Annotated in this window: 15 protein-coding genes and 1 riboswitch; of the genes, 4 read left to right on the top strand and 11 right to left on the bottom strand. The window is 65.3% G+C overall.

The annotated features are described in order from the left end of the window. Positions 1-33 precede the first annotated feature (33 nt). A complete protein-coding gene (locus CAFEL_RS07500; RefSeq protein WP_290171980.1) occupies positions 34-492 on the bottom strand; it encodes an SAV_6107 family HEPN domain-containing protein in 459 nt (152 codons plus the stop codon). A 131-nt stretch (positions 493-623) separates the two neighbouring features. Between CAFEL_RS07500 and CAFEL_RS07505 the strand changes: the two genes are divergently transcribed. Genes CAFEL_RS07505 through CAFEL_RS07515 form a run of 3 tightly spaced genes read left to right on the top strand, consistent with a single transcriptional unit; the run spans position 624 to position 3,818 of the window. Continuing rightward, positions 624-1,187, top strand: a complete 564-nt coding sequence (locus tag CAFEL_RS07505; protein WP_194559561.1) for a GNAT family N-acetyltransferase — start codon at positions 624-626, stop codon at positions 1,185-1,187. A gap of 43 nt (positions 1,188-1,230) precedes the next feature. Further along, complete coding sequence (locus CAFEL_RS07510) at positions 1,231-2,313, top strand: polyprenyl synthetase family protein (protein WP_290171981.1); 1,083 nt, start codon at positions 1,231-1,233, stop codon at positions 2,311-2,313. Continuing rightward, complete coding sequence (locus CAFEL_RS07515) at positions 2,313-3,818, top strand: alpha-(1->6)-mannopyranosyltransferase A (protein ID WP_194559563.1); 1,506 nt, start codon at positions 2,313-2,315, stop codon at positions 3,816-3,818. Before CAFEL_RS07510 ends, CAFEL_RS07515 begins: the two co-directional genes overlap by 1 nt. Here CAFEL_RS07515 and CAFEL_RS07520 read toward each other — a convergent pair. Further along, complete coding sequence (locus tag CAFEL_RS07520) at positions 3,721-4,110, bottom strand: Rv2175c family DNA-binding protein (RefSeq protein WP_194559564.1); 390 nt, start codon at positions 4,108-4,110, stop codon at positions 3,721-3,723. The two genes, CAFEL_RS07515 and CAFEL_RS07520, sit on opposite strands and share 98 nt — an antisense overlap. On the opposite strand from CAFEL_RS07520, the gene CAFEL_RS07525 reads away from it, so the two are divergent. Continuing rightward, positions 4,109-5,461 (top strand): protein kinase domain-containing protein, encoded by a 1,353-nt coding sequence (locus CAFEL_RS07525; RefSeq protein WP_194559565.1) that lies wholly within the window; start codon positions 4,109-4,111, stop codon positions 5,459-5,461. The genes CAFEL_RS07520 and CAFEL_RS07525 overlap by 2 nt on opposite strands. 180 nt (positions 5,462-5,641) lie before the next feature. On the opposite strand, the gene CAFEL_RS07530 is transcribed toward CAFEL_RS07525, so the two are convergent. The 9 genes from CAFEL_RS07530 to CAFEL_RS07570 form a co-directional block, all read right to left on the bottom strand. Next, positions 5,642-5,935, bottom strand: coding sequence for a hypothetical protein (locus tag CAFEL_RS07530; protein WP_194559566.1), 294 nt, complete (start codon positions 5,933-5,935; stop codon positions 5,642-5,644). Between the two features lie 415 nt (positions 5,936-6,350). Next, the gene (locus CAFEL_RS07535) at positions 6,351-7,739 is read right to left on the bottom strand and encodes a class II 3-deoxy-7-phosphoheptulonate synthase (RefSeq protein WP_194559567.1); all 1,389 of its coding nucleotides are present in this window, start codon (positions 7,737-7,739) and stop codon (positions 6,351-6,353) included. Positions 7,740-7,819: 80 nt separating this feature from the next. Then, positions 7,820-8,329: a polyadenylate-specific 3'-exoribonuclease AS gene (locus tag CAFEL_RS07540; protein ID WP_194559568.1), complete on the bottom strand. Its 510-nt coding sequence runs from the start codon at positions 8,327-8,329 to the stop codon at positions 7,820-7,822. Next, positions 8,330-8,545 carry a hypothetical protein gene (locus CAFEL_RS07545; RefSeq protein ID WP_194559569.1) on the bottom strand — a complete coding sequence of 72 codons (216 nt, stop codon included), beginning with the start codon at positions 8,543-8,545 and terminating at the stop codon, positions 8,330-8,332. Then, positions 8,542-9,270 (bottom strand): lysophospholipid acyltransferase family protein, encoded by a 729-nt coding sequence (locus CAFEL_RS07550; protein ID WP_194559570.1) that lies wholly within the window; start codon positions 9,268-9,270, stop codon positions 8,542-8,544. The genes CAFEL_RS07545 and CAFEL_RS07550 overlap by 4 nt, the downstream gene beginning before the upstream one ends. A 14-nt stretch (positions 9,271-9,284) precedes the next feature. Continuing rightward, positions 9,285-10,238 (bottom strand): ROK family protein, encoded by a 954-nt coding sequence (locus CAFEL_RS07555; protein WP_194559571.1) that lies wholly within the window; start codon positions 10,236-10,238, stop codon positions 9,285-9,287. 11 nt (positions 10,239-10,249) lie between these two features. Next, positions 10,250-11,398, bottom strand: coding sequence for a glycosyltransferase family 4 protein (locus tag CAFEL_RS07560; protein WP_394354783.1), 1,149 nt, complete (start codon positions 11,396-11,398; stop codon positions 10,250-10,252). Further along, positions 11,382-12,404 (bottom strand): C40 family peptidase, encoded by a 1,023-nt coding sequence (locus CAFEL_RS07565; RefSeq protein ID WP_290171982.1) that lies wholly within the window; start codon positions 12,402-12,404, stop codon positions 11,382-11,384. The genes CAFEL_RS07560 and CAFEL_RS07565 overlap by 17 nt, the downstream gene beginning before the upstream one ends. A 159-nt stretch (positions 12,405-12,563) precedes the next feature. Beyond that, the gene (locus tag CAFEL_RS07570) at positions 12,564-13,313 is read right to left on the bottom strand and encodes a C40 family peptidase (RefSeq protein WP_194559847.1); all 750 of its coding nucleotides are present in this window, start codon (positions 13,311-13,313) and stop codon (positions 12,564-12,566) included. A 13-nt stretch (positions 13,314-13,326) separates the two neighbouring features. Next, a riboswitch (cyclic di-AMP (ydaO/yuaA leader) is annotated at positions 13,327-13,455 on the bottom strand. Positions 13,456-13,644 lie beyond the last annotated feature (189 nt).

Genomic DNA, 13,644 nt, shown 5'->3' on the forward strand with positions numbered 1-13,644 from the left:
CGCAGATTGTTCCCGTGCCCCACATCCATCCCGCTAAGCAGCCATCGGCATCTCCCCTGCCCGGGTAGACAGATAAAACTCCTCCGCGTCCGAGAGCAGCCGGTGCACCACAGCCGCGCCCGGATCAGTTTCAATGCCGGATGCCACCCTGCCGCGTTGCGTCGAATAGCGCTTGAACACAGCGGCCCAATGAGCCCCATCCTCACCCGTGAGCGCCAGTTTGTCCCACGCGCTTGTGGGAAGGCGCTTGCGCTTGCGCACGATCGGCGAGCTGGCATTACGCGCCCCGGCAACCCGCAGCGCCGCACGATAAGCGTTTTCCATTGCCACGTCGTGGCGGCCCGCCTCGAAGTCATCGTGAGCGAGACCGATCAGCTCCTCGGCGGCCGCCAGGAATTGGTCGGCCTTACTAATACGCGCGCCCCGCCCGTACACCGCACCAGTTGTTGCTGAAACTACGCTTCCCATCATTGTGTCCTCCTGCAAAAACATCTCTTTTGTCCAAGTGATGAGCTCACCCTAAAACGCCCGTTCGACACCACCCAGCACGCATAGGAACAAGTGTTCGAACCAATCTTTGGGTTCTTGCTACACCGATCACCCGTAAGTGATTCCATAGAGGGGTGATTGCAACCATCCAGCGCCTCACGGCAGCCGAGTTCCTCATGCTCACCCCGACGCTCGTAGACATCTATATAGAGGCCATGGGGTACCCAAGGACCATGCGCCGACAACGCATCCAGGTGTGGAAAGGCGAGGTGCGCTCCCCCGGCTTCACCGCGGTCGCGGCGATCGAGACAGGCCAAGTGGTGGGCATCGCCTACGGCTTCATCGGCACCCGGGAGCGCTGGTGGGACCGTCAGCTCGTGCGCGCGATGAACGCCAACGGCGGGATCACGGACCAGGACCGGGACATGCTGCGCAGCTACTTCGAGGTCGCCGAGGTGCATGTCTCCCCCGCCCTGCAAGGCAAAGGCCTGGGCTCCCGACTACTCACGGAACTGCTGCGGGAGGCACCGACACGCTGGGCTCTACTGTCCACGCCGGAAATTGCAGGCGAAGCGAACAACGCTTTCGGGCTCTACCGCAAATTCGGTTTCACGGACGTGGCGCGCAATTTTCTTTACGAGGGCGATAAACGCCCGTTTGCCATCCTCGCCCTCGAACTGCCCAACCGCACTGAGTAGTGTTGCGGTAAGAGGAAAAATTTCAGGCACGAGGAGCGTGGGCGTGACAGATCTGGGGCTCAAAGACGTACCGGCACAGGTGAGTCAGCAACTTGAAGCGTTTTTCAACGAGCGCGCAGCTGCTGTCGAGACCATCGGCGAGCCCGTCGCCCAGGCAGTCGGCCACCTGCGGCGCTTCGTCCTCGGCGGCGGCAAGCGCGTGCGCCCCACGTACGGCTGGGCAGGCTTCGTCGGCGCGGGCGGCTTGCACGGCGCCGAGGACCCCGAGGCGGTGCTTCGCGCGATGAGCTCGCTGGAGCTGATTCAGGCGTGCGCGCTGGTGCACGACGACATCATCGACGCCTCCGACACCCGGCGCGGCAACCCCACGGTGCACCGCGCGATCGAGGCGGAGCACCGCAGCGAAGGCCTGCTCGGCTCCGCGGAGGAGTACGGCGTAAACGCAGCGATTTTGCTCGGCGACCTCGCCCTTGCTTGGGCCGAAGACATGTGGCGCTACTCCGGCGTCTCTCAGGACGCGCTCGCTCGCGCCGCTGAGCCGTGGGTGGGTATGCGCACCGAGGTCATCGGCGGCCAGTTGCTGGACATAATGCTGGAGAGCCTGGGCAGCGAGTCGGTGGAGATGGCCAACCGCGTCAACCGGTTCAAAACCGCGGCCTACACTATCGAGCGCCCACTCCACTTGGGTGCGGCGCTTGCGGGCGCGGGCGAGCCGCTTATCCGCGCATTCCGCGGCTACGGCCGTGACATCGGCATCGCCTTCCAACTCCGGGACGACCTGCTCGGCGTGTTCGGCGACCCGGCGGTCACCGGCAAACCGGCGGGCGACGACATTCGCGAGGGCAAGCGCACGGAGCTGTTCGCCACTGCCCTTGAGCTGCTCGATCAGGCCAACCCGGCAGCCGCGCAGGAACTGCGCGACGGGATTGGGAAAGCCGAGGATGAGGCGGAGCTGCGTCGATTAGCAGAGCTCATTCGCTCCAGCGGCGCAGAAGACGCGGTGGAGGCGCGCATTGAGGAACTCACCACCTCCGGCCTGGGCTTTTTGGACGGCGCTGGCATCGACGACGCCACCGTGGAAGCGCTCACCGGCCTCGCGCACAAGGCCACCGACCGGCGGATGTGATGCGTCCGCAGAGTTTGGGCGTAGCCGCCTGCGCGCTGATTGCCGTGGGGTCCTTCGGCGCCGGCGCGACCCGCTACCGCGGCGGCCTGCTGCGCGCCGCCGGCCTCGAGCACCTGTCCTACGGCCACGGCCGCGCGCTGATGGACGTGCTGCTCACCGCCGGGATTTTCGGCCTGGTGGTGGCGTGGGTGCTGCTGTGGAAGACCCGTCCCGGCCTGGCGCAGGTGCGCCGCAGCGTGTGCTGGTGGGCGGGCATCCTCGCGGTGTCTGCGCCGATCCTGTCGCGCGACGTGTACTCATACCTCATGCAGGGCGCGATGCTTCGCGACGGCTACGACCCCTATTCCGAAGGCGCCGCCGTCAACCCGGGCCCGTACCTGTGGGAGGTCTCCCACGACTGGCGCAACACCACCACCCCTTACGGTCCGCTCCATCTCGGTATGGGCAAGGCGGTGACGTGGCTGGTCGGTGAGAACGTCACGTTAGGCCTGGTGGTCTACCGGCTGATCTCGCTGGCCGGGTTCGCGCTCATCGTGTGGGCCCTGCCGCGGATTGCCAAGCAGATCGGCGGCGACCCCGCCCTTGCACTGTGGCTGGGTGCGGCCAACCCGGTGATGCTGCTGCACCTCATCGGCGGCATGCACAACGAGGCCGTCATGGTCGGACTGGTCAGCGTGGGGCTGTTGTGGTGCCTGCGCAGCCGCTGGTGCGCCCCCGGCATCGCGCTGATTGCGCTGGCGGTGTCACTGAAAGCCACCGCGGCAGTGGCACTGCCATTCGTGGTGTGGCTGATGGTCAAGCGCCGCAGCGCTACCACCCTCGGCGCCGCCGGCATGCTTGTGGCCTGCGGCGCGTGGGCGCTCGCCGTGAACGTCGCGGTGATCCAGCTGGTCACGTGGGCATCCGGCACCACCTGGGGGTGGCTCGAAGAGATCACCGGCAACTCGAAGGTGATCAATCCGCTCGCCGGCCCCACCCTCGCCGCCGAACTGATCACCCCGGTGCTCCAGCTTTTCGACGACACGTTCCGCTACAACACCGCCCTCGCCTGGACCCGCACGATCTTCTCCGCGCTCATGCTCGTGGGCCTGGCAGTGGTGTGGTGGATCTTCCGCCCCCGCCGCGGCGAGGCCTACGAGCGCCGCGCCGTCGCCGGCACCACCGCAGCCTACGCCGTGGCGTTTGCCACCAACGCGGTGACGCTGCCCTGGTACTACGCCTCCGTCATATCGCTGGCAGGCACGTTTAAGCCGCCGGCTTGGGTGGTGCGGGTGACCGTTGGGGCATCGATAGTCGTGGCTCTGGCGTTCCAAGGCAGCGGCAACCACCGCCTCTACGACATGTGGTTTCTCGCCCTTGCTTCTATCGCCGCCGTTGTGGCGGTGGAGTGGCTGTTCCGGGACCCGGCTAGAACGCCATCGCTTGCGCGCGGCGGATCACTTCGCGCGCCTTTTGGCCGTGCAGCGCGTCCACAGGACGCCCCGGCAGAGACTCATCCGGCGTGAACAGGAACGCGAGGATCTCGTCGGCGTCGTAACCGCCGTCGGAAAGCACGGTGATCGCGCCGGAGACGAACTTGCTCAAACCGTCCTCGCTGAGCAGGCTCGCCGGCACAACCTTCTTGCCGTCCTTGACGTAGTGCACCAGCTTTTTCGCGCCGATGTAGTCGTGCACCTTGGTCACCGGCACGCCCAGCCTCTCGGCGACATCCGGGAACGGCAGCAGGGTTTCGTCGATAAGCAATTGCTCAAGATTCGTTTGTGCGCTCACGGTCCGCGATTCTACTCTGGTGCACATGGCAACCTTGCGCGCAGGCACGACTCTGGACGGGCGTTACGTTGTCGACCGCCCAATCGCACGCGGTGGCATGGCAACCGTTTACCGCTGCGTCGACGCACGCCTCGGGCGCGAAGTGGCGGCGAAAGTCATGCATGAACAGTACGTGGACGACGAGGTCTTCCGCGAACGCTTCCGCCGCGAAGCCCGCGCAATGGCCCAGCTCAGCCACCCAAACCTGGTCAACGTCTACGACTTCTCCGCATCCGGCGGGGAAGTATTTTTGATCATGGAACTGATCACCGGCGGCACCCTGCGCGAACTACTCGCCGAACGCGGCCCCATGCCCCCGCACGCCGCCGCCTCCGTGATGCGCGGCATGCTCACCGGCCTCGCTGTCGCGCACGCCAAAGGCATGGTTCACCGCGACATCAAACCGGACAACGTGCTCATCGACGCCTCCAGCCGCGTCAAACTCTCCGATTTCGGCCTCGTGCGCGCCGCAGCCGAAACCACCCAATCCACCGACCAAATCGTCGGCACCGTCGCTTACCTCTCGCCCGAGCAGGTCGACGGCGGCGCACTGACCGCGGCCTCCGACGTCTACTCCGCCGGGATCGTGCTCTTCGAGCTACTCACCGGCCGCACCCCATTCGGCGGCGAGACTCCCCTGGCCCACGCCTACGCCAGGTTGCGCGATGATGTACCCGCGCCGTCGTCGTTGATCGCGGGGGTGCCAAAGCTTTTCGACGAGCTCGTGGCCACCGCCACCGCCCGCAACCCACACGACCGGTTCCACGACGCCGCAGAATTCTTGGCGGCGCTGGACGACGTGGCCAGCGAACTGCGACTGCCCGCCTACACCGTGCCGGCGCCGCGCAACTCCGCCGCACACCGCGCCGCCGAGCACCCGACCAATTTTGGGCTGGCCGCCGAGGTTGGCGGTGGTGCTGGCGGTGCCGTCCCGAGCGCTCCGGGCGCCCAGAGCGCCGCCCACCAGCGCCTTTTCCCCGGCGACGACGCCCCCACCCGAGTCTCCCCGTTTCCCGCCAAGCCGGCCCAGCCAGCACCCGGCCCGGCGCGCGGCCAGTGGCCCACGGCGGGTACGGCAGCTGGTCCGACAGTAAGTCCCGCACCTGTTCAGAGACCTGACCCGAGACAGCTCTCCCCTAACGGCCCGGATATTCCTCCCACCCGCGAGCCCGCTTCCCAGCGTCCCTCCGTTAAACCCGTGTCGAACCGTTCCCCGTTCGGCGTGGCCCTGTACACCGTCTTCGTCATCATCGCGATCGTCGCCGTGGCGCTGGGGGCTTGGTGGTTCGGCTCCGGCATGTACGGCGAAATCCCCGAGATCATCGTGCCCCAGGCTTAGCCGGGCGACTTCGGCTATGCAGCTGCATAGTGTTACTGGGTCAACGGGTGGAAACAAGCCATCAACCAACTAGCCGTGGCATACCCCGACCGATTCGCGGACTACTCGGAAACCAAGCCCCCGCACACAAACAATCGGACACTCTCTCTTCTGCGGTTACAGCGGTTCCATATCTATAGGCTATGCGAAGTTTCCATAGCCAGAAATGGTGCTCACCCATAAGAACGCTGTTACGACGAAAGCCGCGGCGAATGTGAAGGCAAAAGCACGCCATGATCGGTCGCTAAGCCGATCCTTTTTCAACATGTAGACAGACATGGCTGATACACCCAACGCCACCAATGAAGGTAGAGGTAGCCCATAGAAGACGAAAGGTATTGGAAGCCATGTGGACAGGAGCACTCCGCCATAAAGGATTGCGACACCCAAGACAATTCCAAAAAGCATTCCCGGAATGATCGTTCTTTCTTTCACAACAAATTCCTTAGGTGAAGACCAACTATTGGCACCGGCCGAATAGTCCGCAATGCAGAGCCCGCACCCAACAACCCATTACTATGCAGCTGCATAGTGCTACTGGATCCGGGCCAATTATTGGAGCCGGCTGAATTGTCCACAAAGTGAAGTCCGCAAACGCCCCTTCGGCCCGGGAACCCCGGCTTCTCGTAAGATTTGACGACCGCCTTACATTTCCGCAGGTCACGGAGCGCGAAACTCGGCAAACTGTCAACTTTTGCGAGAGCGGCCACCGCCAACCACTATGCAGCTGCATAGTGGTACTGGGTGCGGACCAACTATTGGCGCCAGCCGAATAGTCCGCAATGCGGAGACCGCAAGCGACCCCGCCGTTTTACGAATGGGCAAACGCCACCGCGGGCGACGCCAACAACTAGTAGCGCAGCATCTCCGCCACGAGGAAGGACAGCTCGAGGGCCTGCTCGGTGTTGAGTCGGGGGTCGCAGGCGGACTCGTAGCGGCCCGGCAGGTCGACATCGGTGATGTCCTGGGCGCCACCGAGGCATTCGGTGACGTTCTCGCCGGTGAGCTCAATGTGGATGCCGCCCGGGTGGGTACCCAGTTCGCGGTGGACCTCGAAGAAGCCCTGCACCTCGTCGATGATTTTGTCGAAGTGGCGGGTCTTGTAGCCGTTCGAGGAGGTGAAGGTGTTGCCGTGCATCGGGTCGGACTGCCAGACCACTTTGTGGCCGGAAGCCTCGACGGCCTTGACGATGCCCGGCAGCACCTCGCGGACCTTGTCCTGGCCCATGCGGATGACCATGGTCAACCGGCCCGGCACGCGTTCCGGATCGAGCTTGTCGGCGTAGGCGACGGCCTCCTCGGGGGTGGTGGTCGGGCCGAGCTTGATGCCAATCGGATTAGAGATCAGGGCGGCGAAGTTCACGTGGAAATCGTCGATGCCGCGGGTGCGCTCGCCGATCCAGAGCTGGTGGGCGGACAGGTCGTAGAGCCTGGTATCGCCGTTGGAGTCGGCGGCCAGGCGCAGCATAGCGCGCTCGTAATCCACCAGCAGCGCCTCGTGCGAGGCGTAGACGTTGGAGGTGCGCAGGTTGTCGTCGCGCACGCCGCAGGCGTCCATGAAGGCCAGAGACCGGGAGATCTCGCGGCCGAGCGCTTCGTAGCGAGCCCCCGCTGGGGAGTTGGTGACGAACTCGCGGTTCCAGTCGTTGATGTGGTGCAGGTCGGCGGTGCCGGACGCGGTCAGGGCGCGGACCAGGTTCATCGCCGCGGACGAGTTGGCGTATGCGCGGACCATGCGGGCCGGGTCGTGGCGGCGGGCCTCCTCGGTGGGCTCAACGCCGTTGACGATGTCGCCGCGGTAGTTGGGTAGGCCATTCGCGTCCAGGTCTGAGGAGCGCGGCTTGGCGTATTGGCCGGCGATGCGGGCCAGTTTCACCACCGGCATAGACGCGCCGTAGGTCAGCACCGCGGCCATCTGCAGCAGGGTGCGGACGTTGGCGCGGATGTGGGGCTCAGTGTTGGACTCGAAGGTCTCTGCGCAATCGCCGCCCTGCAGCATGAACGCCTTGCCGTTAGCGACATCCGCGAGCTGGGTCTTCAGCTCCTCCACCTCGGGCCCGAGCACAACAGGGGGCACAGACTCGAGGATCTTGCGCACATACTGCGCCTGGGTGGGGTCCCAGGAGGGTTGCTGCTTCGCGTCGCGGGAGAGTGCGTCCTGGAACTGCTCGTTCAGGTCGCCCGGCAGCGGGGGCAGGTCCGGCAGTACGTCTTTGGGGATGTCAATTGTCCAACTCACCTATTCAGTAGTAGCACGAATCCCCTCGCGCTACAACCGTTTTCACCTGCAATTTCCCAATATATGAAGAACGCATCTCACTATTTGGACACGGAGCCGGAGGCGTCGATAGGCAATGTCTCCATGCACACGCGGAATTTACGCAGGTTGTGGCGCGCATCCACGAGCGCGTCATGGCTGCCGTCCGGCACCTTGGGCAGCCGCGGGCGCCCCGCCATCTGCCAGTACTGCTTCAGCTCGCGCGTGTAGCGCGGCAGGTCCTTTGGCAAGCCGGCCATGTCACCCCAGAGCTGGGCGAACACGACGTGATCGTAAGCGCCGACCCAGGCCCACAGCTCCGGCTTGCCGCGGCCGGCGGTGAGAAACGCGTGGGCCTCGTCGCGGATCTGCTGCAGCGGCTTCCACGCCGGGTGCGAAGCGCGCGGCAGCTTGTTCAGCACGTTCTCCCGCACCCATTCGTTGGCGTTGGAGGCATTAAACTCCGTGCTCACGGCGTAATATTCGCGTCCGTCTTCGGCGACGATGCCGATGGAGACAAGCTCGATGGTGGAGCCGTCCTCGATAAATTCAGTGTCGTAGAAATACCGCATCTACTTGCGCTGCTCCGACCGGATGTCGTCGAGAAGCTCGCGTCTCGACGGCCCCTTCGGCCCGCCGCCGCCGCGGGGCCAGAACATCACCGCGGCCACCGCCAATACGGCAAGAGGCCCGGCCAGTTTCGGGTACCAGCCGGCCTCGGAGGCGACCAGGTAGATCGCCACCACAACCGCTACCAGCGCAAATCGGATAATCAGGGGTTTATTCACGGGCGTGCCTCCTCCGGGTATTCCCCCGTCTCGGCCAAGGACTTCTTCACGTCCGAGGCGTAGACATCCACGTAGTCCTCCCCCACCATGTCCGCGAGGCGGCGCATGCAGTAGTCCGTGAACGGCCGCATGACCTCGCGCGAGTCGGGGTCGAAGCCGTTCTCGGCGGCCCAGGCGTGCGGGTGGATCTGTTCAGAGACCTTGATGCGCACCCTCACCGGCCGCGGGATTGTGGTGCCGATCGGGTTGGCCTTCCCGGAGCCGATCATGCCGATAAGCACGATGGGTGCGCCGGTAGCCATGGCCACGCGCGCGATGCCGGTGCGGCCTTTGTACACGCGCCCGTCCGGGGACCTGGTGCCCTCCGGGTAAATGCCGAACAGGTCGCCCTTGGACAGCACGCTTTCGGCCGCGTTCTGCAGCGCGTCGCCAGCGTCCTTTGCTCCGCGGTCCACGGGGATTTGGCCCACCGAAGAGAAGAAGAACTTCTGGATGCGCCCGGACAGGCCCGGCGAGGTGAAGTACTCCTTCTTGGCGGGGAAGGTGATCTGTCGCTTCACCAGAAGCGGCAGGTAGAACGAATCAAGCACGGCTTGGTGGTTGGACACCAAAATCGCGGCGCCTTCGTCGGGGATGTTTTCCGCGCCCTCGATGGTGGGGCGGTTCCACACGAGTAGCGGCGGCCCGAGAATAACCTTGAACAGGGAATACCACTTGTTGTTCATCGTTTACTCGCCTTCTACAGCAGTTCACGGGCCAGATCAGCGACCCCGATCATACCCGCCCGTGACCCCATCTCAGCGCACAGGATCTCCGGTTGCGGGCGGTAGCCAGCGCCGACGATGTTGGCCTCCATGGACGCGCGGGCGTCGTCGAGGTACAGGTCCGCGTCCTCGCTCACGCCGCCGCCGAGGACGATGTGCGCGGGGTCCAGCACGTCGGCGACGATTGCCAGCCCTCGGCCCAGCCAGGTGGAGAAGCTGTCCAGGGCGGCCTGCCCCAGGGGGTCGCCGGCGCGGGCTGCGGCCATGATGTCGTGTCCGCTCGCCCGCTTCTCGACGACCGCCCGGTATACCGCCGAGTCCCGAAAACTCCCCTTGGTGGCGATTTCAATCGCACAGTCCACCAGCGACGTGCCTGAGGCGTAGCGTTCCAAGCACCCCTGCTTGCCGCAGGAGCACACTCGTCCGCCGGGCACGACGGTGATGTGGCCGAACTCGGGCGCGGTGCCGAACGCGCCACGGTAGATCTCACCGTGGTGCATCAGTGTCGCACCGATGCCGGTGCCGACGGCGAGAAACACCCAGGTGTCCAGCTCGCGTCCCGCGCCGTAGCGGTACTCGCCCCAGGCAGCGGAGTTCGCGTCGTGCTCCAGTCGAACCGGCAGGCCCAGCGCCTGCTCGAGATCGCGGCGCACAGGTTGGTCGTCGCGCCAGGCCAGGTGCGGTGCGAAGCGCACGATCTCGCAGTCCGGGTCCAAAAATCCCGCCACGGCCACTCCTACCGCCCCGATGTCGTGGGATGCGCGCAGCTCGTCGACCATCTTCACGATCGTGCGGGTAAGCCCCTCCGTGTCGTGCGGCGTGTGGGTGCCGAGCGAATCGACGATCACCCCGTCAGCGTCCACCACTGCTGCGCGTGCGTTCGTGCCGCCGATGTCGAATCCGACGGTCATCGGTGAGTGAGCAACCATGGGAACGCAGTCTAGTCCCGCCGCGTTTCAGCGCCGCATAGCGCAGCCAACCGCGCCCCGAGCACCTCCCAGGAGAAGTGCTCGGCCACATGCGTGCGTCCGGCTCGGCCCATACGTGTGCGCCTTTGGTCGTCGAGAAGCAGCTGCGAAATCGCCCTGGCGACGGCACCGGCGTCGCCGCCGTCCACCACCACCCCGGTTTCCGCGGTGACTGTCTCGGGCGCGCCGCCGGACTCGCCCGCGACGACGGGCACGCCGCACGCCTGCGCCTCCAGGTAGACGATGCCCAAGCCCTCGACGTCGAGACCGCCCAAGCGGGTGCGCGCGGGCATGGCGAACACGTCCGCGGCCGCGACGATGTCGCGCAACCGCTCCCCCGGCACCGCACCCGTGAATGCGACGCCTTCGCCCGCCATCGCCCGCAACTTCCGCCCGTACGGCCCGGAGCCGACGATGATCAACCGGGCGCTTTTTGCTTGTCGACGAACCTCCGGCCACGCCCGAATCAGCACATCTTGCCCTTTCCTGGCCACCAGCCGCGAGGAGCAGACCACCAACGGGGCGTCGCCGACGCCGAGACTCTGGCGAGTGGCTGCGCGCTGGGACACGCTGGCGGGGCGGAAGAACTCGGTGTCGACGCCGGAAGGCAACGCCACAAACCGGGGCCTTGCGCCGAATGCCGTCAGCCGCCGGCGGGTGTAGTCGGAGATGTAGGTGACCGTGTCGGCGCTGCGGCCGATGGTGCTCAAGACCCGGCGGGCGACGGGCAGCATGCCCCAGCCAACTTCGTGTCCGTGGGTAGTGGCGATGACGTTGGTGGCTCCCGCGCGTTTCGCGGCAGCGCCCATCAGCGCCAGCGGTGCTGCGGCGCCGAACCACACCGTGCCAATGCCATGCACGCGGATCAGGCGCTGCATCTCCCGCGCCGTGGCCGGGGTGGGAAGCATGACGCGGCGCGGCCAGCGCACGACCGTGTAGGGCACGGAGGCATCCCACTGGTGTGCAGCGTCGGCGTCCTGCGTGGAGGCGAACACCACGAGGTTTTCCGGGCCTACACGTTTTGCAAGTTCTGCGGCGAAGTCCCGCAGATACGACTGAATCCCGCCCACGGTGGGCGGGAAGTCGTTGGTGACCAGCAGCGTCCTAATAGCGGACTGCACCTTGGACCGGCATGGAGTTCAGCGGCACCACCTGGATCGGGATGCCGTAGTCCGAAGAATGGACCACCATGCCGTCGCCGATGTACATGCCGACGTGCGTCACACCCGGGTAGTAGCCGATGATGTCGCCGGGCTGCAGGGCGTCCATGGACACCGGGGTACCGCCTGCGAGCTGCGCCTGAGAGGTGCGCGGAATGCCAATGCCGTTCTGGGCGTAGGCCCACACCATCAGACCCGAGCAGTCGAACGCGTCCGGACCGGCAGAGCCCCAGCCGTACGGCTTACCCAACTGCGCCATGGCAGCGGCGACGATGCCGGAGTCCACGCCCGGAAGGGACGCGGAGTCCACCGGGTTGTCCTTGTTCACCCAACGCTGGCGATCCGCCTCGTTCAGGCTGTCCACGCGGCGTTCGATGTCGGCGACGCGCAGATCGAGCTCCTCACGCTCCCCCTCGAGCTTCTTGCGCTTGCCGTCCAGCTCGTTGCGGGCGTGCTGCGCCTCCGCCACCGCAATGCTGGCCACACTTGCGCGCTCGCCGGCAGCGCGGTTGGCGTCCTCCAGCTCCGTCAGCGCACGCTGCGAGTTACGCCCCAGAGCAGCCAGGTACGCCGAGCGGTCGATCGCCTCCTGCGGATTGCCGGAATCCAGGGTGGTCAAAATCGCGTCGGACTTCGGGATGCGGTAGCGGGACTGCGCGATGTCGCCGACATTCTTGCGCTGCGCATTGGAGACGCCGCGGAGCGATTCCAGCTGCGACTTGGCCTCAGACGCGCGGGCGTTCGCCGACCGCAGCTTCGCCTCGGACTGGGCGATCTCGTCTTCCAGCTCCTTGATCTCCTCCGCCTTCGCCGTGGCGTCGTGGGAGACGGACTCCATTTCCTCGATCAACGCGTCAACGTCGTCCGCGTGCGCAACGGGAGACACCGTTGTGGCGATGACGCCACCAGCGACGGCGGCCGCGAATGCCGCGCGGGGGCGGTTGGAGTGCAGCGAGTGTTTACCCACGTTGGACACCTCTTCAGATTTCGGCGAGAACGTACAAACTATAGCTGTTCCAGAGGCCGCGGCCAAGCAAAATGCTCAACGTGTGACTTGAGTGATTACTGAGTTAAAAGAGAAAAATGCCCCGCCCGCACGATGCGGAACGGGGCAAAAAGTCTGCTGTTAGAAACGGACCACGGAGTGGATCGGCATCATGTGCAGATCACGGTAGCCGACAGGGATACCGGAGTTCAGCGCGTCGATGATCTGGCCGTTGCCGGCGTAGATAGCGACGTGGGACGCGCCACCGTAGTAGGCAACGATGTCACCCGGCTGAATATCGCTCAAAGCGACCTGCTGGCCGGCGGAAGCCTGAGCCTGGGAGGTACGCGGGATGGACTTGCCAGCCTGAGCGTAAACCCAGGAGGTGAAGCCGGAGCAGTCGAAGGCGTTCGGGCCGGAAGCGCCGTAGACGTACGGGGAGCCGATCTTGGACTGCGCGATGGAAACGATGCGCTCGCCAATCGACGGCTGCGGAGCCGGTGCCGGAGCGGCAACCGGTGCGGAGTAGGTCTGCTTGACCGGAGCCGGAGCTGCCGGGCGGACCTGCTGCTCAACGTTTGCAAGGAACTGGCTGAATCCCGGAACGTTAGCGACTCCCGGCATTGCCTTCACGGAAGCGATTGCGTTCTGGACGTTGCCGCTTGCAGGTGCGCCTGCGAGCGACGGGATCCAGGCGTCGATGCCCGGAATGGAAGCGATACCCGGGACATTTTCAATGCCCGGAACCTGGACGGAAACCGGAGTGTTGGGAACACGGACCTCTGCTGCGGAGGCTGCGGCCGGCGCGACCAGTGCAGCGCCTGCTGCGACGGCTGCGGTAGCCGCTGCTGCGCGTGCTGCGGTGTTGTTCTGGCGACGGTGCTTTGCCACGATAGTTTTCTCCATATCTTCTCTTCGCCAACCGGGTTAGCTGTCGGGCGGGGTGCTGAGAAATGGCCCTGCGCCCCAAGGGAGCATCTGACTTCCCTTTGGTTCCCCGGTCCCCGTGGCGCGCGTTCCGCGGGTGCGGACCGCCGCTTCGGGTTACGGCTCATATGTTGTTTTCGGTACATGCTGCCAACGGCTGTTGTCGCAATGTCTCGAACAGGTTACGAAACGGCAACAACGGTGTCCACCCGCCACGCCGTTACAGTTCCGTTACCAAGAAAAAATGCGTGTGACGTGTCCGCATCTTAGCTTCGTTCACCTGACACCCAGGCAG

It is taken from the genome of Corynebacterium afermentans subsp. lipophilum, from assembly GCF_030408375.1.
Classification (GTDB): domain Bacteria; phylum Actinomycetota; class Actinomycetes; order Mycobacteriales; family Mycobacteriaceae; genus Corynebacterium; species Corynebacterium lipophilum.

What these genes read in the sequence shown, in the direction of transcription:
- CAFEL_RS07500 (WP_290171980.1), bottom strand. Translation starts at nt 492, where the DNA reads ATGTTTTTGCAGGAGGACACAATGATGGGAAGCGTAGTTTCAGCAACA.
- CAFEL_RS07515 (WP_194559563.1), top strand. Translation starts at nt 2,313, where the DNA reads ATGCGTCCGCAGAGTTTGGGCGTAGCCGCCTGCGCGCTGATTGCCGTG.
- CAFEL_RS07525 (WP_194559565.1), top strand. Translation starts at nt 4,109, where the DNA reads ATGGCAACCTTGCGCGCAGGCACGACTCTGGACGGGCGTTACGTTGTC.
- CAFEL_RS07520 (WP_194559564.1), bottom strand. Translation starts at nt 4,110, where the DNA reads ATGTGCACCAGAGTAGAATCGCGGACCGTGAGCGCACAAACGAATCTT.
- CAFEL_RS07540 (WP_194559568.1), bottom strand. Translation starts at nt 8,329, where the DNA reads ATGCGGTATTTCTACGACACTGAATTTATCGAGGACGGCTCCACCATC.
- CAFEL_RS07550 (WP_194559570.1), bottom strand. Translation starts at nt 9,270, where the DNA reads ATGAACAACAAGTGGTATTCCCTGTTCAAGGTTATTCTCGGGCCGCCG.
- CAFEL_RS07555 (WP_194559571.1), bottom strand. Translation starts at nt 10,238, where the DNA reads ATGGTTGCTCACTCACCGATGACCGTCGGATTCGACATCGGCGGCACG.